Consider the following 21,438-nt stretch of genomic DNA (forward strand, 5'->3'; position numbering starts at 1 on the left):
GGGTCTGTCCCAATGGCTCAATCATTCGATTGACGCTTGTCATTCATCTACTTGATTGACTACTGTCCCGATCATGCCGACACGGAGGGCGCCGCAGCCCGAGGATCGCGGTAAGGCGGCCGAGCAGACGCGCGAGCGGATCCTCGACGCCGCCGTGGCCGAGTTCGGGGCCAAGGGGTACGCGGGCGCGCGCACCGCCGGGATCGCCGCGCGGGCGGGCGTCAACCAGCAGCTGATCTCGTACTACTTCGGCGGTAAGCAGGGCCTGCTGGAGGAGCTGCGTCGGCGATGGCAGCGGGTCGAGTCGTCGATCGCGGCCCCCGACGCGTCCTTCGACGAGTCGATCGGCGCGTACCTGGACGCGACGCTCGACCGGCCCGACTGGGCCCGGCTGGCGGTCTGGCAGGCGTTGGGCGACTGCCCCTTCACCGACGCCGAGGAGGGCGAACGCCACGCGGAGGCCCAGCGGTCCAGGCTGGCGGCCTCCGTGGAGAAGATGCGCCTGCGCCAGCAAGCCGGCGAGGTCACCGACGCGATCGAGCCGGAGTTCGCGCTCCTGGTCGCCTATGCCGTCATCTTCGCGCCGATCGCGATGCCGCAGTTCGTACGGGACATCCTGGGCGACGATCCGCTGGCACCCGAGACCCGGCAGCGGCTCCACCGTCAACTGACCAGGCTCCTCGGCGGAGCCGAAGAATAGGAAGGTCCTCGATATGGTCACGGTCGTCTTCGGTGCCCGGGGAAACGTGGGCCGGCATGTCGCCGACGGTCTCCTCGCCGCCGGCGAGCAGATGCGCGCCACCAGCCGGACCCCCGACGCCGCGGGTCTGCCACCGCGGATGAAGGTCGTGGCGGCCGACCTGGAACGGCCCGAGACGCTGCCCACCGCACTGGAGGGCGCGGACAAGGTGTTCCTCTACACCAAGCCGGACGGCATCGCGGGGTTCGTCGAGGCCGCTCGATCCGCGGGCGTACGGCATGTGGTGCTGCTGTCGTCGGCGGCGGTCGTTGCCCCCGGCGCCGAGCAGAACCCGATCGCCCGGCAGCACCGCATCGTCGAGGAGGCCCTCGAGCGATCCGGCATCGACTGGACGTTCATCCGCCCGGGGATGTTCGCCACCAACACCCTGTGGTGGTGGCAGCGGTCGATCCGGGACGAGGGCGTCGTCCGCAACCCGTACCCGGACGCGCAGACCGCCCCGATCCACGAGAAGGACATGGCCGCGCTCGCGGTCACGGCGCTGACCGAGCCGGGCCACCGGCAGCGGGCGTACACCGTCTACGGCGCGGAGTCGCTCACCCTGCGGCAGCAGGTCGAGCAGGTCGGCGCCGCGATCGGCCGTGGCGTCCGCTTCGAAGTGATCTCCGTCGAGGAGGCGCGGGAGCAGATGGGTAAGACCATGCCCGCGATCGGCGTCGAGACCTTCCTGCGCGTGTGGGCGGCCCAAAACGGCACCCCGGCCGAGACCTCGACGATCGTCGAGGAGGTCACCGGACGCCCCGCGCACACCTTCGCCCAGTGGGCCCGGGACCACGCCGACGACTTCCGGTCCTGACGCCGCAGCCCCCAGATGACCAAATGACTTCGTGGCCGCCCTGAATGGCCCACCAGGGGCGGCCACGTGACGCTCAGTCGTTGCGCCAGTATGCTCCGTCGCCGTTGTTGTTCGCGGTGTAGGTCATGCCGACGGCCCACACCGTCTTCGTGCCGGCGCGGTGCGCCAGGCCGTAGACATGTCCACTCTTCCCTGCCGAGATGGCCAGACGGTACGTGGTCCAGGCGCCGCTCTTGCTGCGGTGCCGCAGCTCCGTGCTCCCCGACTGGATCCAGATCCCGCCGCTTCCGTCACGCTCGATCTGCGAGTACGACGTTCCGTATTTGCCGAGCGCGGTCGCCCATCTGGTGCCGTTCCAGTGGGCGAGCAGCGATCGGGACGCGAGCTTGCCGGCGCTATCCTTCACCGGGATCGAACCGACGGCCCACACATCCTTCGCCGAGTACGCCTCGACGTCATTGAGGGCGGGGGCCATCTCGGTGGCGACGATGCCTGAGATCTTGGGGAAGGCCATCCTCTTCCACACCGACCCGTTCCAGTGGGAGATGGCCGGCTGTCCTTCCGTCTGGCTACCGGTCCCCACCGCCCAGATGTCGGTGGCCGAGTACGCCTTGATCTGGCGTGACCTGATCCCCAGAGGATAGTCGCGCCAGCCCGAACCGTTCCATCGTTTGGCGTAATTCTGGGAGCCGGCCATCCAGACGTTCTTCTGGCTCAGCGCCGCGATCGATTCGGGTATGAAGAACGAGCCGGGGAGGGCCATGGAAGTCCATTTGCTTCCATTCCAGTGGAGCACAGGGTGACCTGTTCCCCACGGACTCCCACCGAGCCAGACATCAGATGCCGAGCTCGCGCCGACGGCCGTCAGCTGAACCTGCGACATGCTCGTCGGAATACTCACCTGGGTCCAGCCCTTTGCGGTGAGCCGCTGCAGCAACGGCTTACGCTGGCTGACCAGATTTCCGACCGCCCACATGGTGCCATTAGCAGCCGAGGTGATGCCGCTGACCGAATCCATGCCGCTGTACGCGTTGGCCTGCGCGAGCCGCCAGCTCGGCGTCGCGACCGTTGCCGCGACAGGTGCGGCGGCACCGTGCTCACGGGTGACTGCTGTGGCCACACCGACGGCGACAAGGCCGACTCCCAGGCCGGCTGAAGCGAGTACGACCGATTTTCTTCCTATTTTCAAGTGGCTCCGTCCACCAAGTTGATCTTGATGGGGAGAGACCATAGCAGCCGGCGGGTCGCGATCTTCAGATCACGATTAGGGTTCGTCTCCTTCGCCGGAGTCGTCGCGGGTCGGGCCGGACACGCTCGGCGCCGAAGCACGGGCCTGCGTACGGGCACCGGCTGACCGGGGCGCGGCCGGCGGCACGCCGTCGGCCGGCGCCGATCACGGACCAGCGAGTCTCGGGAAGACCGGCGACGGCGCGGGCACCCGGCCGTCGACCGCCGTGCACTGCCGGGCGATGCGATCCGCGGCGTCCGGCAGGAACGGCGACAGTTGCTCGCCGAGCGTCCGGCACGCGCTCAGCGACACCGCCAGGGCCGCGTCGAGATCCCGGGCGGCGCCGCGGTCACCGGCCCGTTCGGCGCGCGCGAGCTCCCACGGACGGACCCGGTTGATGAACCGGTTGGCCGCGTCGGCGACCGCCCGGACGGCCCCGGTCGCCGCCCGGAAGTCGAACGAGTCGAGCGCCGCGTCGACGAGCACCGGTGCTCGTTCGCACGCCGCGACCACCTCGTCGGCCGAGCGGTCGCCGGGGTGCACGGGCGGGCGGCCGTCGCGGTACCGGTGGAGCATCGCGATCACCCGGTTGACGAGGTTGCCGATGCCATTGGCGAGTTCGTCGTCGGCGCGCGCGATGAGCCGGTCGTGGGTGAAGTCCGCGTCAGGACCTCGTTCCGGCGTTCGGCCGGCTCGATGCGCAGGCGACCGCTTTCGATGAGGTCGTGGAGGCGACCGGCGTAGTGGGACAGCCGGAAGAACCAGTTCTCCTCGGCGACCCGCTGCGGCGCGGTCCCGTGCTCGGGACAGCGGCCGTCGTCGAGTTCGGCGGGAGTGTAGAACTGCTCGCATCCGACGCAGTACAGGCCCTCGTAGTGCTTGCGGTAGAGGTCGCCTGCGGCCTCGCACGCCCGCCAGAACCGCTCGACACCGATCCGATGCCGCGGATCGCGGCTGGTGTGCACGATGTCGTCGACCGAGAGCGTCAGCGGCCGGTGCAACGCCACGAACGCCTCCGCGTTCCGGTCGACGAACTCCTGGACCGGGACACCGGCCTGTTCGGCGGCCTGCACGTTCTTCAGCGCGTTGTCATCGGTGCCGGCCTGGAATCTGACCTGGTCACCACGGCGGCGGTTCGGAACCTCCGGGAGAGCCGGGACTCCGATGCGCAGACACGGATCGAGGCCCCGGTATCAGGGCCTCGGAATCGAACGTCCGTCAGCGTCAGCGGCCCCGCGCGGGGCGCATCATCACCTGACCTACGGACGTGTTCATGCCCCCACCGTACGGCCCGCGGCCCCGTGACGCACGGCGATTTCCGCCGGCGAATGGTCATCAAGGCCGTCCACGGATTCCTCGCCGATCAACGGGTGAGTGCGTATCCCAGCAGGCCCTCTTGAGTGACGCTCGCGTTTCCGGGCGCCTCGCAGTCCGCACGCACGGAGACGAAGTGATCTCCGATCCCGGCGATGTGGCACCGGTAGAGAGGCACGGATGGACCTGCCGGCCGGGTGGTGTGAATCCAGCCTTCCGTCTGGAGGATCGCGTACTGCGAGCCGCCGCAGTCCGCCCCTTTGTAGAGGAACTGGTCGTCTTGTCCGTTACGGCAGCCGTACAGCGGAACGGTGCCCGGCTCCTGGGCGGAGCGCAGGTACCAACGCCCTTCCTCGTGGTAGCCGGCGGGGGCCGGTCCGGTCGTGACCTGATGCCGCGCCCCGTTGCTGTAGCGGACCAGGGCGATATCGGTCGCGGGCGTTCCTTTCGTGCATCGCACCGTCCGCCGCATCAGCCGGGCCTTCGACCAGTCCGGGCTCGTGCTCTGCCACTGGGTGTAGTAGACGAAGAACGTGGTGCCGGGCGCGTTCGGCGCGCCGCTGGCCGCGACGATGGTCGGGTAGGCGTCGAAGGAATCCGGGTCACGCCACAGCGGATGGCGCGCGGACCATCCGCTCACACCGTTCGCCGAAGTGGACAGGACCATCTCGTGCGGTGACTCGCCGGCGACCATGATCGTACGTCCGTTGCCGCGGGCGACATCCGGCGCCCAGGCCATCGGCCGGCCCGCGTTGATGTCCATGGACGCGCCGCCCAGCGCCGGCTGCGTCCATTTGCCGCCCGCGTACTTGTGCCACGCGGTCACCTTTCCTCGTTTGGCCGCGGCCAGCACCGAGGCGAGCGGTGCACGTGCCACCGACAGTCCCGTGAAGGCGATGTGTCCTGATCCGTCGGCCGAGGCGTCCGCGAAGTAGACATAGAGGTATGAGGTCGTACCGACCTTCGTGACGCTGAACGAGGGCGCGCCGAGATCGATCGTGGCCTGTGTCCGCTTCGCAGTCGCGAAATCAACGTGCGGCCGCACGATTTCGCCGAGCCGGACCGCCTTTCCCGTCTTCGGATCGACACGCCCAAGGTGCAGTTCGGTGTAGAACTTCGACGGGTCATTCCCGTACGGACGCTCAAGGTGCAGCATCTCCAGCACCTGCCCGCTTCGGGTATCGCGGAAGACCGGGCCACCACCCGCATAGTCGTAGCCGCTCGGTATGCCGGCGACGGCTTGGGTGCTCCGGACGCCACCGGCCACCGGGTCATTGAGCGTCCCACTTGTGACGATGACCTTCTGCGGAGGCCGCGAGCCGGGCGTACCGGTCGCGAAGAATCGGTACTTGCCGCCTCCGTCGTTCAATACGCCCAGAGCCGTGTCAGGCCAAACGTCCAGTCCCAGCCGGGCACGGTCGGCGACCGAGACGACCTCCCGCGCCGGTCCCACGGCGACCCCATCACATCCCGGTGAGGCAGCCGAGCCGGTGGACACGTCCGCCGTTGCTCGAGTCGGCCGGTCCGCCGTGCCACAAGCCGACGCGCCGAGCAGGAAAACCCCCGACACCACTAGCGGCGTCAACGCACGCATCTACGCATATCCCATCATTCGCAGCGAGTCCCCCCTTGCCCCCGGACGCTCCACAATGTAGAGAAATCTCGTCGAGTCGCGGCATTACCCGATGGTGGAAATACAGCGCCGCGGCCAAGGGCACCGCCTTGCTCACCCGGTCAGCGCGGCCTGCGGTGCCTGCTGCCGTGGGCGTGTTGATCCGGGAGTATCGTCGGCGAGCTCAGCTGTAACATTCCTTGTTACAGGAGGTGCGATGGCGGCGAACAGCCGACTCACGATCGCCGTTCATGCCCTGGCGTGGATGGCACTGGCCCAGCGGCAAGGGCGCGATGAGCTGACCTCCGACCAGGTGGCCGCGAGCGTCAACACCAATCCGGTGATCATCCGGCGCAGTCTGGGAGATCTTCGTAGGGCGGGACTCGTGAGCGTCCGCCACGGTGCCGGCGCCGGCTGGAGCCTGACCCGACCGCCCGAGGAGATCTCTCTCGTCGAGGTGTACGACGCGGTCGAGCGGGAGCCGCTCTTTGGGCTGCATCGCACCGAGCCGAACCTGGAGTGCCCGGTCGGCAGGGGCATCCGGCCGGCACTCGGGCCCGTTTACGGGGGCGCCGAGCAGGCCCTACGACGCGAACTCGGCCGCACATCGATCGCCGACGTGCTCCGCGAGACCTTGCGGGCGAAGTGAGCATCGATGTCGGCGGATCCGACGCGGCCGAAATGTAATAAAACCAGTTACAGAAGGAGCCCGATGAACGGTGCCCGATCCAGCGTCGTGGAGCTGCGGCAGTACACCTTGCACGACGGAAAGCGCGACGTCCTGATCGACCTCTTCGAGCGGGAGTTCGTCGAGTCCCAGGAGGCGACCGGCATGGAGTTGATGGGCCAGTTCCGCGACGTGGACGCCGCCGATCGGTTCGTCTGGCTGCGCGGCTTTCCGGACATGCACCAGCGGGAAGCCGCCCTCCGCGCCTTCTACGGCGGCCCGATATGGGCGGCTCATCGGGACTCGGCCAACGCCACGATGATCGACAGTTCGGACGTGCTGCTGCTACGGCCGGTGGACGAGCGGTCCGGGTTTCCCGCGCCCACCGCGTCCCGGTCCCCGATCGGGCACACGGAGGCGCCGTCGTCGCTCGCCGTCGCGACCATCTACCACCGCGACCGGCCCTTCGATCAGGAGTTCGCGGACTTCTTCACGCACCAGGTGCGGCCGGTGCTGGCCGAGACCGGAGCCACGCCGCTCGCGTGCCTGCAGACCGAACACGCCGAGAACACCTACCCCGCCCTGCCCGTACGCACCGGCGAGAACGTCTTCGTGTGGTTCGCCCGGTTCGCCGACCAGGCCGATCTCACCGCTCACCTTCGGCGGCTGGAGCATTCCCGAGCCTGGCACGAGCAGGTGCTGCCGCACCTGTCGGCGACGATCACGGGTGAGCCGCAGCGACTGACGCTGACCCCGACCGCCCGCTCCCTCCTGCGCTGACGGTCCTGGCCAGACCTATTCATCCCGTGTAGGCCAGAAGCTGGCCTACACGGGATCTAACGTCTGTGCCACCTGATCGCATCGCATTCCAGGAGGCATCCTCATGGCCGTCAAACCGATTCCAGAGGGCTACACGACCGTGACGCCTTGGATCATCTCTCGCGACACGGCCCAGCTCATCGACTACGTCGAGAAGGCGTTCGACGCCGAGGAACTCGCCCGCGTTCTGAGCGATGACGGCAGCATCGGGCACGCGGAGGTACGGATCGGGGACTCGATCGTCATGATGTTCGACGCCAAGCCCGACTGGCCGCCGACGCCCGGCTTCCTGCGCCTTTACGTCGACGACGCTGATGCCGTTCACCAGCGTGCCGTCGCGGCAGGCGGCACGTCGGTGACCGAGGTCACCCACCTGTTCTTCGGCGACCGCGTCGGGCGCGTCCGCGACCCGCTGGGCAACCTGTGGTGGATTCAAACCCGCATCGAGGACGTCAGTCCGCAGCAGATGCACCAACGCCTCAGCGACCCGGCTTTCACCGAGGCGATGGAGTACGTCCAAGGCGCCGACTTCTTCCCGGGACGGGAGTTCTAAGCAGCCCGCCTATGCCGAGGATTTTCGTCGTTGGACGACGGAAATCCTCGGCGGCGATTATCTCAGCGGCGGTAGAGGGTGAGCCTGTCCTCGCCGATGCGCTCGCGCAGGGCCGGGTCCTCGACGCCGAGTCCCTCCTTCTCCGCGCCGACGAGCAGGCCGACCTTGCCGATGTGCTGGTTGGTCTGCACCGCGCGGGTCGCCTCGCCCGCCTCGTCCAGGCTGTAGACGCTGGACAGGGTCGGGTGGATCATGCCCAGGCCGATCAGGCGGTTGGTCTCGACGGCCTCGTGGTAGTTGAACCCGTGGCTACCGACGATGCTCTTGATGTTCATCCACAGGAACCGGTTGTCGTACTCATGCCGGTAGCCCGTCGACGAACCACACGTGACGATCTTGCCGCCGCGCCGGGCGACGTACACCGACGCCCCGAACGTCTCCGCGCCCAGGTACTCGAACACGATGTGCGGGTCCTCCCCGGAGAGTGCGCGGATCCGCTCGCCGAGCCGCCGCCACGCCTTCGGGCTGCGCAGCCCCTCCTCGCCGAGCTCCAGCTCGGTGCGGTTGATGACGTGGTCGCAGCCCTGCCGCCGGACCAGCTCGGCCTTCTCCTCGGAGCCGACCACGGCGACCGGGACGCCGCCGCCGTTCTTGACGAGCTGCACGGCGTACGAGCCGAGTCCCCCCGTACCGCCCCACACCAGGACGACGTCGCCCTGCTTCATGCGGGCGCCGTGGGCGCCGACGAGCATCCGGTACGCCGTCGCCGCGCACAGCGTGTTCGCCGCCGCCTCCTCCCAGGTCAGATGCGCGGGCTTGCGGATCAGCTGGTTGGCCTTGACGACGGTGAACTCGCCGAACGCGCCGTAGTTGTTCTCGAAACCCCAGGCGAGGGCGGGGCTGGAGATGCTGTCCTCCTGGCTGGCGGGGTGCTGGTGGTCCACGACGCCGGCGTGGACCACGACCCGGTCCCCGACCTTGTAGTTGTGCACGCCGTCACCGGTCCGGACGACGACGCCGGCGGCGTCGGAGCCGAGGACGTGGTACGGCTGGTCGTGCCGCGCTCCCCACGGGCCCGTACGGCCGAGCTTCTCCAGGAACGCGAAGGTCGGGATCGGCTCGAAGATCGCCGACCAGATCGTGTTGTAGTTGATCGCCGCGGCCATCACCGCGACGACGGCCTCGTCCGGCGCCGGTTCGGGCATCTCCACCTCGCCGACGTGGATGGAGCGCCGGACGTCCTTGTCCGTCTCGCCGTCGAAGATGCCCACCTCGTCCTTGAGCGTGTGCGCGGCGCGGAACCGCGTCGGCAGCTCGCAGGAGAGCAGATCGGCGGGCCCGGCGCCCGCGCGGACCGCTTCGAGCAGATCGGACATGGATTACCTCCCAGTGAGGAGCGCCCCCAGATGGCCGGCGAGGGCGTGGACGGCAGGTGGATCGAGCAGGTTCAGGTGGTGCGCGCCCCGGATCGGGACGACCTCCAGACGCGGGCACAGGTCGCCGAAGCCGTTGGTCTCGTCGAGCTCGTACCGGGCGTCCCGTACGGTCCAGGGCGTCGGCTCGGTCGCGCGGTAGAGGACCACGCGCCCGTCGTACGGCTCCGGCCGGTACGCCTCCAGCGACCGTGTGTCCTCGTGCGAGGTGAGCTGGTGGTGCAGGATCGCGGGCGGCAGCGCCTCCATGAGCGGCGCGGCGCGCTCCATCACCAGGGCGAGCTGCGCGTCCTCGTCGAGCGGACGCAGCTCCTCCACGCCGAGCGCCACGCCCAGGTCGTAGGTCTGGTTGAGGTAGGCGACGAAGTCGGCGTACCGGCGGGCGGCGGCCTCCGCCGTATCGTCGACCTGCCGGGGGATCCCCGCGTCGATCAGCGCCAGGAGTTCGACGTCGCCGAGGATCCGGGCGGTCTCGTACGCCACCACACCGCCGAACGACCACCCGCCGAGCCGGTACGGGCCCTGCGGCTGTGCCTCCCGGATCAGCGCGGCGTAGCGGGCGGCACGCTCCTCGACGCTGGGCGCGTCGGCGAAGCGCTCCAGCCCGAGGAACGGACCGCCGACGAGCGTGGCCAGCTGCCGGTACACACCGGTCGTCCCGCCCGCCGGATGCGCACAGAAGAACGGCCGTCCGCGTGTCGCCGGGCTGAGAGACCGGATGATGCGGCGCGCGGCCTCCTCCTCGCCCTTCCGGATCACCGAGGCGAGGTGTTCGACCGTCGGCTGGGCGAACAGCTCCGCGTGGTCGATCGGACGACCCACCTCGAGCTCGAGGATCTCCAGGACGGTACGCGCCTGGTCCTCACACCCGCCGAGGGCGAAGAAATCGTCGGTGGCCGAAACACCGTCGGCGCCGAGGACCCGTTCGAAGACGCGGACGACGAGCCGCTCGGAGGCGTCCCGGGCGTCGACGTACACCCCGTCTTCCGGGCGGCCGCGCGCGGCACGGGACGCCCGGTCTTCGGAGCGGCGCGCGGCACCGGGGGTCGTGCCGTTGGGGCGGGACGCGCCGTCGGGAGTCCTGCCGTCGGGGCGAGACGCGGCGCCGGGAATCCTCCCTTCGATGCGAGATGCGGCGCCAGAGGTTTTGCTTTTGGGGTGGGATGCGGCGCCGGGCGTCCGGCCGCCTGGTGCCTCGCCCGGCTCGGGGTCGGCGAGGCCGAGCTCGGTGAGCGCCCAGGTGGTCAGCACCTCGACACTGCCGCCCTGAAGCAGCACCGTCGCGGGCACCGTGAGCCCGAAGTCGTGTTCCAGCGCGCTCTTGATGCGGACCGCCACGAGCGAGTCCAGGCCGAGGTCGGTCAGGGACTGCGCCGGGTCGGGGCGGAATCCGAGGACGGTGGCAACCCGCTCGGCGACCCGGTCGCAGACCAGCGTGCGGGCTGCGACGGGTTCGAGGGCGCGCAACGCCTCCGGGCCGGGCCAGTCGTCCGCGAGCTCTGGGAGCGTGCCGACCAGCGCCGAGAAGTACGGCATCCGGCCGAGTTCGGGGAACACGGTCACCGCCTGGCGCGGGTCGAAACGGAGCACGCCGGTGGCCGCCCGGTCGTGGGCGAGCAGCACTTCGAAGGCCTCCGCGCCCTCCTCCGGGGTGATCGGGTCGATGCCGCTCACGGTGCCGCCGGTCAGGTTCGCCGCGCCGCCGACCTGGGACCAGGTGCCCCAGTTGATCGTGACGGCGGGCACGCCCTGCTCCCGGAGGAATCCGGTGAAGGCGTCGACCGCGGCGTTGGCGGCGGCGTACGCGCCCTGACCCGGGGAGCCGAGCAGGGCCGCGGCAGAGGAGTAGGCGACCCACCAGTCGAGGTCGTGCCCACGCGCTGCCTCGTACAGCCGGTACGCGCCGTCGACCTTCGGCGCCCAGACGCGGCGCAGGTCTGCCGCGTCGATGTCGGTGAAGATCCGGTCGGCGAGTCCACCGGCGGCGTGGACGACGCCGCGCAGCCGGTCCCCGGCAGCGGCGACCATCCGCTCGGCCACGCCGGGTACCGCGATGTCGCCGAGGACCACCTCGACCTCGACGCCACTCTCGCGCAGCTCGCTGATGGCCTTCTCCGCATCGGGCGGCGGGCCGCTCCGCCCGGACAGCACGATCCGTCCCGCGCCACGCTCGGCCAGCAGCCGGGCCGTGACCAGGCCCAGGCCGCCGTACCCGCCGCTGATCACGTACGCGGCTCCCCGCCGGACGACCGGGCGCGGCCGGTGCCCGGCGGTCCGGCCCGCACTCGCCGGCTTCTGGTCATGGTCGCCGAGGCCGGCGGCGGCGAGCCGCGCGACGTACCGGGCGCCATCCCGCCGGGCGATCTCGGTGTCGGCCGGGCGGGCGCGCAGCTCGGCGGCGATCTGCGCGACGGCCACGCTCACCGGCCCGGTGGCGTCGAGGTCCAGGTGGGTGGCGCGCAGAGCCGGCGTCTCGAACCCGAGCACCCGCACCATCGCACCGATGAACGCCTGCCCCGGCTCGCCCGCGCCCGTGCCCGCCGGGCGGAGCGCGCCCCGGGTGACCAGCCACAGACGGGGCGGCGCGGACCCGCTCGTCAGCCCGCGGACCAGACCGGACACGGCGAGCACCAGCCGCTCACCCGTCAGATCGCCGGGCAGGAGGACCACGACCTGCGCAGCCAGGAGGTCGCGGGCGGCCCCCTCGGCGTCAGCCCAGTCGGCGATCTCGTGGACCGATGCTGCGGGCAATTCCCCCGCGACCGGATCCCCGAGGGTGGCCAGCACCACGACGTCCGCGAACAGGTCACCCTCCGCCGCCGGTGACGCTTTGGGGCGCGGTGGGTCGGCGTCCCGATCGCCGTCCGCCGCCGGTGGCGTTTCGGTGGGCTCCCAGACGACCTCGGCCAGTTTCGTGCTCAGCGGTACGGCTAGCTCGGTGCGTCCGTACGGGCGCAGGTGGATGTCGGTGGCCTCGAGCAGGATCCGTCCCGCCTCCCCGACCAGGCGGAGGTCGGCGGTCCGGCCGTCGCTGGTCGAGGTGAGCTGGACCAGGCAGCGGCCCCCATTCCTCGTCGGTCCGTACACCCGCACGGCGCCGATCGACTCCGGCAGCCAGGCGGGCCGGGCCGGGTCCGTGGCGGAAGCCCCGCCGTCCAGCAGGTCGGCGAGCGCGGCCAGGCAGCGGCCGAACACCTCAGGATGGAGCCGGAAGTGACGGTTGCCCTCCTCGGCCGGTCCGATCTCGACCTCGGCGTCTACGCCGGTGTCGTCGACCGATGCGCCGCTGACCGACGGCCCATTGACTGACGAGTCTCTGGCCGACGCACCGCTGACCGATACACCGCTGACCAAGGAGCCGCTGGCTGACACACCACTGGCCGACGCACCACTGGCCAAGGAGCCGCTGGCCGACGAGCCGTTGGCCGGAATGTCACCGGCGGGAGGGGCGTCGGACAAGGGGCCGCCGACGGGTGTGACGGTGGCGGAGGCCAGGCGGGTCCAGGTGCCCGCCGCGGTGCGCGCGTGCACGTCGATGACGGCCGTCTCGTCGTCGGTGACCGTGAGGGACGTGGTCACGGTCGTGTGCTCCTCGAGCGGCAGGAACCGGTCCAGGCGCAGCCCGGTGACGGTCACGTCCGGTCCCAGGGCCGTGGCTCCCGCGGCCAGCGCGATCTCGGCGTACGCGGCGGTGGGCAGGAGCGGTTGCCCGAACGGCCGGTCCACCCACGGCGACGTGGCCGTGCCGACGTCGGCGCTCCAGACGTGCCGGTCCTCGCCGGGCAGTTCGACGTGCGCGCCGAGCAGGGGATGCTGTCCGGCCGCGCCGCGTGGCGGGACGTCGATCCAGTGATGGCGGTGTTCCCACGCCGGGACGGGTACGTCGACGACGCGGCCCGGCGGCGTGGGGGCGGGCAGGTGGCCGTGGACGGTCAGCGTGGCGAGCGCTTCGTGGAAGGTGACCGTGTCGTCCGCCTCTGGCCGGCCGGAGCGCCGGGGCGGGCGGCGCAGCGTCGGGACGACGAGTGCGCCGTCGGCGGTCTCCGCGATCGCCTGGGCGAGCAGGGGATGGGCGTTCACCTCGACGAACGTCGTGAAGCCGTCCTCGGCGGCGGCGGCGACCGCGTCGGCCAGGCGTACGGTCCGGCGGGCGTTGGCGGCCCAGTAGTCGCCGTCGAACGCGGGGGCCTCGCGCGGGTCCTCCAGCACGGTGGAGTAGAACTGCACGTCGGCCGCGCCGCCGCGGACGTGCGTGAGTTCGGCGCGCAGTGGGTCGAGGATCGGGTCGACGGCGGGCGAGTGCCCGGCGCCCTCCGCCTGGACGAGCCGGGCCAGCAGGCCCTCGTCGGTGGCGCGGTCGGCGACCCGGGCGAGTTCGTCGGCGTCGCCGGTCAGGACGGTCTGCTGCGGCGACGAGCGGACCGCGACATGCACTTCGGCACCGTCCCGTACGAAACCGAGGGCGTCGATGGCCGAGCAGCCTAGGACGAGCATCGCCCCGCCGCCCGTCTCGGCGATGCCGTCGAGCAGGCGCGCCCGAGTACTGATCACCTTGACGCCGTCGGCGAGGGACAGCGCCCTGGCGGCGACCGCCGCGGCGACCTCGCCCATCGAATGGCCGATCGCCGCGCCGGGCTCGGCGCCGTACGAGCGCAGCAGCGCGGCCAGCCCGACCTGCAGGCCGAACAGCGTCGTCATCGTGCGGTACACGCCGGTGACCCGTTCGCCGCTCTCCAGCGTGTCCCACAGCGAGAAGCCGGCCTCCGCCGCGAACGGCCCGTCGAGCGCGTCGATGGCGGCGGCGAACGCCTGTTCCTCGGCCAGGAGACGCCGGCCCATGCCGGGCCGTTGCGCGCCGTACCCGGAGAACACCCAGACCGGCCGGGCGTCCCGGCCGATCGTGATGCCGCTGACGCGCGGAGCGCGGAGCGCCTCGGCGAGCGTCGCGCGGTCGCGGCCGACGACGGCGGCGGCCGCGCGGCCCCGCCCGAAGCGGCGGCTCAGTGTGTGGGCGACGTCCGGCAGGGCCGAATCGGGCGCGGCGTCGAGCCAGTCGGCGAGGCGTGCGGCGTACGGGCCGATCCGGTCGGCCTCGACGTCGGAGAGCAGGAGGGTGTGCACGGCCGGCTCGCGGCGGGGGCGTGGCCGGTCCTCCGCCACGGGGGCCTCTTCGAGGACGACGTGCGCGTTCGTGCCGCCGAATCCGAAGCCGGAAACGCCGGCGACGGCGGGTCGGCCGGTCTCGGGCCACGGCGTCTCCTCCGCGGCGACCGCCAGCCCGAGCTCCGGAAAGTCGATGTGCGGGTTCGGCTCGCGGTAGTGCAGGCTCGGCGGAATCCGCCGGTGAGCCAGCGCGAGGACGACCTTGATCAGCCCGGCGACACCGGCGGCGGCCTCCATGTGCCCGAGATTGGACTTGACCGACCCGATCACGACCGGTCGGCCGCCCGCCTCCCGGACACCCCCGCCCAGGTCGTACGTCTCCGGGCCGTTCCTGCCTGGGCGGTTCCCTTTCCGGCCTGGCGCGCCTGAATCATTTCGGCTCAGGCCGGCCGTGTTCAGGGCGCGTAGGGCGGTGCCGAGGGCGCGGGCCTCGATCGGGTCGCCGAGGAACGTGCCGGTGCCGTGTGCCTCGACGTAGTCGGGCCGGGGGAGGCCCGCGTACGCCGAGCGGACGACCGCGGCCTGGGCCTCGGCGTTCGGGGCGATCAGGCCGTTGGAGCGGCCGTCGGAGTTGACCGCCGAGCCGCGGATCAGTGCCAGTACGCGGTCGCCGTCGCGCCGCGCGTCCGACAGTCGCTTCAGGATGATGACGCCGCAGCCCTCGGCGCGGACCATGCCGTCCCCGGACGCGTCGAACGGCTTGCAGTGGCCGTCCGGGGCGGTCGCGCCCCCTAGGTCGAACGTCTTGGTGATCAGCGGGGAGAGCAGGACGTTGACGCCGCCGGCGACGGCGAGGTCGCTCTCTCCCTCGTGCAGGGATCGTACGGCCAGGTGGGTCGCGACCAGCGACGACGAGCAGGCCGTGTCGACGATCATCGATGGGCCGCGCAGGTCGAGGAGGTAGGACAGGCGGTTCGCGACGATGCTCAGCGCGGCGCCGGTCGCGGTCCAGGGCCGTAGCGGCGCGGTCCCGGTGACGTAGCCGTACTCGGGGGCGGAGACGCCGACGAACACCCCGGTGCGGCTGCCGCGCAGGCTCGGGGGCGCGACGCCCGCGTGCTGGAAGGCCTCCCAGGCGACCTCGAGGAGGAGCCGCTGCTGCGGGTCCATGACGTCGGCCTCGTCGGGCGTGATGCCGAAGAACCGCGAGTCGAAGCCGGCGATGTCGTCGAGGAATCCGCCGAGCCGGGTGACGTCCTCGAGTGAGCCGTCGTCGAAGGCGTCCCAGCGTCCGTCGGGGACCTCGCGGATCGCGTCGCCGCGGTCGAGGAGAAATCGCCAGTACGCCGCCGGTCCGGACACACCGCCGGGGAAACGACAGCCTATTCCTACCACCGCAATGGGTTCGCCGGAATCGGTTGTGGCCGATTCTGGCCGATTAGCGAAATCACCGTCCGGAGCGGCGAATTCACCGTGGGCGATGACATCGGTGAGCCGCGCGATGGTCGGATGTTCGTAAACGAGGGTGGCGGGCAGCCGTGCGCCGATGAGGCGTTCGAGTTCACCGGCGATGGCGACCGCATCGCGCGAGGTCAGGCCGAACTCGTCGAGCGGCTGGTCCGGGTCGACTTCGGAAGAGGGTATCCGGCATCGAGTCGCCACGGCGTCGATGAGAAACCGGCGAATCGCCGACTTTTCGAGTCGGCGGGGGCCGGCTTCGCCCGGCTCGGTAGCCGCCATTTGTGCTACCCCCATTACACACGGTCACACGGGAAAAGACGCTGAGGAGTGAACACCGTGTCTTATCCGGCATGCGTATCGATGCGCACATAGGCCACTTTTCTCCCACGGGGCTTATCACGCCGATGACAAGACTCCTGGTGGCGAATATGGCGTTATAGGGCGAATGACCCGCGCGCGACATGGATGGACGCTCACTGTGATCGCGGTCGCCGGGTTCATGACCACGCTGGACAACACGGTCGTGAACGTCGCGCTGCCGTCGATCCAGCGTGACCTGCGCATTTCCCTGTCCACGCTGGAGTGGGTCGCCACCTCGTACATCGTGATCTTCGCCAGCGTGATGCTCGCCGGCGGCCGGATGGCGGACGTGTACGGCCGCAAGAAGATCTTCCTGATCGGTCTGACGATCTTCACGACGGCGTCGGGGCTCGCCGGGCTGGCGCAGACCGCCGAGACGCTGATCGCCGCCCGGGTCGTCCAGGGCGCCGGCGGCGCACTCGTCATCCCGGCCGGGCTCGCACTCGTCACCGTCGGCCGTACCGAACGCGAGCAGGCGACCGGCACCGTCGTCTGGGTCGGTTCCGCCGCGCTGGCCCTCGCCCTCGGCCCGGTGGCCGGTGGGTACATCGCCCAGCACTGGGCATGGAACTGGATCTTCCTCATCAACCTCGCGCCCGGCGTGCTGGTCGTCCTGCTGGGCCTCCTGGTCATCCCGGAGTCGCGGGACACCACGGCGCAGGGCGTCGACCTGCCCGGCATGCTCGCCTCCGGCACGACGCTGTTCGCCGTCACGTACGCGCTCAGCGAGGTCTCCGCGCATGGGTGGGGCAGCGGCCTGGTGATCGGCGCGTTCACGTTGGCCGCCGTGGGGCTCGTGGCGCTGATCGTCGTCGAGCGGTGGGCCGCCACGCCGATGATCGACGTGGTGTTCTTCCGGAGCCGGGCGTTCGCGGGCGGCGTCGCCGTGCAGATCCTGTGGGGCGTCGGCTTCAACGGCGTGCTCTTCTACGCCTCGCTGTTCCTGCAGGAGGTGCTGCGGTTCTCCCCGACCAAGACCGGCTCGGTGTTCCTGCCGCCGGCCGTGGTGATCGCCCTCCTGACCCCGGTGTCGTTCTGGGTCGGCCGGAAGCTCGGCGCCCGGTCCACGATCGCCTGGGGACTGCTGCTCATGGCCGTCGGGATGACGGCGTTCGCGCTGCTGCGCCCCGGCGACGGCTACACCGACCTGCTGCCCGGCGTCGCCCTGATCGGCGTCGGCTCGGCGCTGAACATGCCGCTCACCGCGTACGTTCTGGGCTCGATCCCGGACGAGCGCCACGGCGTCGCGGGCGGAATCCTCAGCGTCGGGCGGGAGGTCTCCGGGGCGTTCGGCATCGCCGTCATCGGCCTGATCATCGCGGCGCGGCAGGATTCCGAGGTGGCCTCGGGGGCGACGCACGCCGCCGCGTTCCAGCACGCGACCTCGATCGGCCTGCTGTACGGTGCCGGACTGGTCTGCCTCGGCGCGCTGATCGCCCTCGTCTCGCTGCCGCCAAAGAAGCCCCGCGCCCGGCACGCCCGGCCCCAATGGAGCGAGACCGCGGGCACTCGCGTCACGCCGGAACCGCCGCCACTGCTCACCTGGTCGCCGCCTGAGGAGGCCGTCCCCGCCACGCCGACCGCACCCGCCGCACTCGCCGCGCCGGAGCCGCCGCTGCTGACCCGGACACCGCCCGCCGCCGAGACCAGCGACACCCCGGAAAGGCCTCCGCTGCTCACCTGGGCGCCGCCCGCCGAGAGCACTGGGTGACCGCGGTGGCGCGCACCATCGTCATACTGGCGGCCGGTTCCCGGGGGGACGTCCAGCCCTGCGTCGCGCTCGCCCGGGGACTCGCCGCGCGCGGAAACACCGTACGGCTGATCATCGCCGCCGGCCACGAGTCGCTGGCCGCGGGACTCGACACGGCCGTCCTGTCCGTCGACCCGGCGCGGCTCCTGGAGACCGACGAGGTACGGGAGTGGCTGCTGGGCGGCCGCAACCCGGTGCGGTTCGTCAGCGGGTTCAAGCGGCTCATCCGGCCGATGGCCGAGATGCTCCTCGAGGAGATCCGGTCCGCTTCCAAGGACGCCGACCTGCTGCTCTGCCCGACGCTGGGATTCGTCGGGCATCACCTCGCCGAGTACCTGCACGTCGACGAGGCGCTGATCCACTTTCAGCCCAGCCATCCGACGAGCGCGTTCCCGCACCCGCTCGTGCGCCGGGCGTTCGGGGCCGAGCGGCTGAGCTTCCACCTCGTCGACCAGATCGCCTGGCAGCTGGGCCGGCCCATCGTCGACCCGTGGCGCCGGGACGCGCTCGGCCTGCCGAAGCTCTCCCTGCGCGGCCCGATGCGAAGCATCCGGGACGTCCCGGTGCTGGCCTGCTTCAGCGAGGCCGTCGTGCCGCGGCCACCGGACTGGCCGCCGTCCGTGCACGTCACCGGCTACTGGTTCCTCGACGAGCCCTCCTGGACCCCGGACCCGCGGCTCACGGACTTCCTCGCCTCCGGTCCGCCCCCGGTCTACGTCGGCTTCGGCAGCATGGTGCCCCGCGACCCCGAGGCGGCCTTCCGGACGATACGGGCGGCGCTGCGCGTCGCCGGCGTCCGGGGGATCGTCGCCTTCGGGGAGGACGTGGACGACGACATCCTCGTCGTACGCGACGTGCCGCACTCGTGGCTCTTCCCGCAGACGCTCGCGGTCGTGCACCACGGCGGCGCGGGCACCACCGCCGCCGCCCTGCGCGCCGGGATCCCCGCCGTCATCTGCCCGTTCTTCGGCGACCAGCCGTTCTGGGGCGACCGGGTGGCGGCGATCGGGGCCGGGCCACCGCCGCTGCCGATCAAACGGCTCGGGCCGGGAACGCTGGCCGAACGGATCACCACCACCGTGCGCGACGGCGCGATGCGCCACCGGGCGGCGCTGATCGGCCGACGCATCGCGGCGGAGGACGGCGTTGGCCGTGCCTGTGACGCGCTGGACGGGGGACTCACCACATGAACGGGGACGGTCGATGACGAGCTTCGTGCACCACCTGCGCGCCCAGGTCGCGCGCTTCGGAGACGAGCGTTGGTACGTGTTCGTCGACGATCACAAGGGCGACCTGGTCGAGGTCGAGCGGGCGACGTTCGCGGACCTCGACCGCCGCGCGCGGTCGGCCGGTGCGTGGCTCGGCCGCGCCGGGCTGGACGGGGAGGCGGCGCTGCTGCTCTACCCGGCGGGGCTGGAGTTCCTCCGGATGTTCCTCGGCTGCCTGTATTCGCAGGTGATCGCGGTGCCGTCACCGCTGCCGTCGACCGATCCGCGCGCACTCGAACGCGCGGAGGGCATCATCAAGGACGCCGACATCCGGATGGTGCTCACGGACAACGCGAACGCGCCGCTGCTCGCCGCATGGCTGCGCGACGCCGGCCTCGACGGCCGGGTGGAGTGCGTCGCCACCGATGCCATCGAGCTCCCCGACGCGGACACGTGGAAGATGCCGGAGCTGGAGCCGGACACGCCTGCGTACCTGCAGTACACCTCCGGCTCGACCAGCGAGCCACGCGGCGTGCTGCTCTCCCACGGGAACCTGCTGCACAACTCGGCGCAGATCTACACGGTGCTCGGCCGCCCCGAGAACGGGATCGGCGCGGGCTGGCTGCCGCACTACCACGACATGGGGCTGATCGGGCTGCTCCTCCAGCCGCTGTACGCGGGCGGCAGCCTGGCCTTCACCTCGCCCGTGTCGTTCGTGATGAAGCCGGTGCTGTGGCTGCGGATGATCAGCCGCTACCGGGCCGGGTACACCGTCGCGCCGAACTTCGCCTACGAGTGGCTGGTTCGCGGGGTCAAGGACGACCAGCTCGACGGCCTGGACCTGTCCTCGCTCGCCTGGGCGCTCAACGGCGCCGAGCCCGTCCGTACGGCGACGCTGGAGAAGGTCGTCCAGCGGTTCGGCGCCCTCGGGTTCCGCCGGGAGGTCTGGGCGCCCGGCTACGGCATGGCCGAGTCGACGCTACTCGTCACCGGCACCGAACGCGGGTGCGGACCGGTCATCGGCCGCTTCGACGCGGCCGCACTGGAGCAGGACCGCGCCGAGCCGTCGGCACCGGGAGGTCGGCCGGGGTGGGTTGGTCGGGAACGACGCGGGCGGGTTGGCCCGGAAGGACCCGGAGGTCAGGCGGGGTCGATTGGTCCGGAAGGACCGGGAAGTCGGCCGGGGTCGATTGATCCGGAAGGACCAGGAGGCCGGTCAGGGTCGGTTGGTCCGGAAGGACTGGCAGGTCAGTCGGGGCCGGGAGGTCGGTCGGGGTCGGTTGGTCGGGGAGAGCAGGTCGGTCGGGAAGGAGACTACGTGGAGCTGGTCGCCTGCGGTCGGCCGATCGACCTGACCGTACGGATCGTCCAGCCCGAGTCGGCCGCGCCGCTGCCCGACGGCCGGATCGGCGAGATCTGGGTCGCGGGCGGCAGCGTCGCGCTGAAGTACTGGCAGCGCGCCGAGGCGAGCGAAGAGACCTTCCAGGCGCACCTGTCCACCGGGGAGGGGCCGTTCCTGCGCACCGGCGACCTCGGCTTCCTCCACGACGGTCAGTTGTACGTCACCGGCCGCCTGAAGGATCTGATCATCGTCAACGGCCGGAACATCTATCCACAGGATGTGGAAGAGGCGAGCCGGGACGTCCACCCCGCCGCGCGGGCCGCCGCCGCGTTCGGCGTCGAGAACGGGCGCGAGCACGTCGTACTCGTCCAGGAGGTACGCCCCAAGGACCTGGGCGACCTCACGTACGAAGGCCTCGCCAGGAAGATCAAAGGTGAGCTGGCGAGAGCCTTCGGCCTGCCCTCGATGAACGTCGTCCTCGTCCAGCGGGGCGGCGTCGGCAAGACCACCAGCGGCAAGATCCAGCGGCGGCGGATGCGCGAGATGTTCCTGGCGGGCGACCTCAGCCCCTTGCACGCCGAGCTCGAACCCGAGCTCCGCGCCCTCGCCGGCAGATAGACCGGGCTCCCCTCACCCGGTGCACCACCCCCTACGGAGGCCCCCTTGCCCAGCGAAACGCTGATCCGCGACTGGCTCACGCAGCGCGTCGCCGAGTACCTCGAACGCTCCCCCGGAGACATCGACCCGTCGGCCATGCTCGCCGAGTACGGCATGGACTCGGTGTACGCGATGAGCCTGTGCGGCGACATCGAGGCGGAGTACGACCTGGACGTCGAGCCGACTCTCGCCTGGACCCACCCGACCATCGACGCCCTCGCCGCCCACCTGACCGAACGCGTCGGCGACCGGCCCGCCCCCGACCCTGCTTTTCCCGACCAACCGACCCCGGCCGACCTCCCGGCCTTTCCCGACCAACCGACCCGCGTTGTTCCCGACCAACCCACCCCAGCCGACCTCCCGGCCTGACCCTCC

General features: G+C 71.0%; 15 protein-coding genes. 9 read left to right on the forward strand and 6 right to left on the reverse strand.

Features of this window, described 5'->3' with window-relative positions; all coding sequences use genetic code 11:
• Positions 1-73 precede the first annotated feature (73 nt).
• Both ACQP2O_RS53520 and ACQP2O_RS53525 read left to right on the forward strand, forming a co-directional pair.
• Positions 74-700 (forward strand): TetR family transcriptional regulator, encoded by a 627-nt coding sequence (locus tag ACQP2O_RS53520; protein WP_433178243.1) that lies wholly within the window; start codon positions 74-76, stop codon positions 698-700.
• Positions 701-713: 13 nt separating this feature from the next.
• Positions 714-1,556, forward strand: a complete 843-nt coding sequence (locus ACQP2O_RS53525; protein WP_433178245.1) for an NAD(P)H-binding protein — start codon at positions 714-716, stop codon at positions 1,554-1,556.
• 73 nt (positions 1,557-1,629) lie between these two features.
• Here the strand turns inward: ACQP2O_RS53525 and ACQP2O_RS53530 are convergent, their stop codons facing one another.
• From ACQP2O_RS53530 to ACQP2O_RS53545, 4 genes are all read right to left on the reverse strand, one after another.
• Positions 1,630-2,676 (reverse strand): hypothetical protein, encoded by a 1,047-nt coding sequence (locus ACQP2O_RS53530; RefSeq protein ID WP_433178247.1) that lies wholly within the window; start codon positions 2,674-2,676, stop codon positions 1,630-1,632.
• A gap of 273 nt (positions 2,677-2,949) precedes the next feature.
• Entirely contained in the window at positions 2,950-3,360 is a 411-nt protein-coding gene (locus tag ACQP2O_RS53535) for a hypothetical protein (protein ID WP_433191514.1), read from the reverse strand.
• A gap of 5 nt (positions 3,361-3,365) precedes the next feature.
• A complete protein-coding gene (locus ACQP2O_RS53540) occupies positions 3,366-3,956 on the reverse strand; it encodes a class I tRNA ligase family protein (RefSeq protein ID WP_433191516.1) in 591 nt (196 codons plus the stop codon).
• A 191-nt stretch (positions 3,957-4,147) separates the two neighbouring features.
• Complete coding sequence (locus tag ACQP2O_RS53545; RefSeq protein ID WP_433178249.1) at positions 4,148-5,551, reverse strand: hypothetical protein; 1,404 nt, start codon at positions 5,549-5,551, stop codon at positions 4,148-4,150.
• A 376-nt stretch (positions 5,552-5,927) separates the two neighbouring features.
• On the opposite strand from ACQP2O_RS53545, the gene ACQP2O_RS53550 reads away from it, so the two are divergent.
• From ACQP2O_RS53550 to ACQP2O_RS53560, 3 genes are all read left to right on the forward strand, one after another.
• Positions 5,928-6,359, forward strand: coding sequence for an Rrf2 family transcriptional regulator (locus ACQP2O_RS53550; RefSeq protein WP_433178251.1), 432 nt, complete (start codon positions 5,928-5,930; stop codon positions 6,357-6,359).
• Positions 6,360-6,422: 63 nt separating this feature from the next.
• Positions 6,423-7,157: an NIPSNAP family protein gene (locus ACQP2O_RS53555; RefSeq protein WP_433178253.1), complete on the forward strand. Its 735-nt coding sequence runs from the start codon at positions 6,423-6,425 to the stop codon at positions 7,155-7,157.
• A gap of 103 nt (positions 7,158-7,260) precedes the next feature.
• Positions 7,261-7,749, forward strand: coding sequence for a VOC family protein (locus ACQP2O_RS53560; RefSeq protein WP_433178254.1), 489 nt, complete (start codon positions 7,261-7,263; stop codon positions 7,747-7,749).
• A gap of 62 nt (positions 7,750-7,811) precedes the next feature.
• Here the strand turns inward: ACQP2O_RS53560 and ccrA are convergent, their stop codons facing one another.
• Positions 7,812-9,125 (reverse strand): crotonyl-CoA carboxylase/reductase, encoded by a 1,314-nt coding sequence (gene ccrA, locus ACQP2O_RS53565; protein WP_433178256.1) that lies wholly within the window; start codon positions 9,123-9,125, stop codon positions 7,812-7,814.
• Positions 9,126-9,128: 3 nt separating this feature from the next.
• A complete protein-coding gene (locus ACQP2O_RS53570; RefSeq protein WP_433178258.1) occupies positions 9,129-16,025 on the reverse strand; it encodes an SDR family NAD(P)-dependent oxidoreductase in 6,897 nt (2,298 codons plus the stop codon).
• 199 nt (positions 16,026-16,224) lie between these two features.
• On the opposite strand from ACQP2O_RS53570, the gene ACQP2O_RS53575 reads away from it, so the two are divergent.
• The 4 genes from ACQP2O_RS53575 to ACQP2O_RS53590 are packed head-to-tail and all read left to right on the forward strand — an operon-like array spanning position 16,225 to position 21,432.
• A complete protein-coding gene (locus tag ACQP2O_RS53575) occupies positions 16,225-17,817 on the forward strand; it encodes an MFS transporter (protein WP_433178260.1) in 1,593 nt (530 codons plus the stop codon).
• Between the two features lie 5 nt (positions 17,818-17,822).
• A complete protein-coding gene (locus ACQP2O_RS53580) occupies positions 17,823-19,046 on the forward strand; it encodes a glycosyltransferase (RefSeq protein ID WP_433178262.1) in 1,224 nt (407 codons plus the stop codon).
• Between the two features lie 13 nt (positions 19,047-19,059).
• Positions 19,060-21,024: an AMP-binding protein gene (locus ACQP2O_RS53585; RefSeq protein WP_433178264.1), complete on the forward strand. Its 1,965-nt coding sequence runs from the start codon at positions 19,060-19,062 to the stop codon at positions 21,022-21,024.
• A gap of 45 nt (positions 21,025-21,069) precedes the next feature.
• Entirely contained in the window at positions 21,070-21,432 is a 363-nt protein-coding gene (locus ACQP2O_RS53590) for an acyl carrier protein (protein WP_433178266.1), read from the forward strand.
• Positions 21,433-21,438: the final 6 nt, after the last annotated feature.

Origin of the sequence: Actinoallomurus sp. CA-150999, from assembly GCF_050942425.1 — a bacterium.
In the GTDB taxonomy this organism is placed as follows: domain Bacteria; phylum Actinomycetota; class Actinomycetes; order Streptosporangiales; family Streptosporangiaceae; genus Actinoallomurus.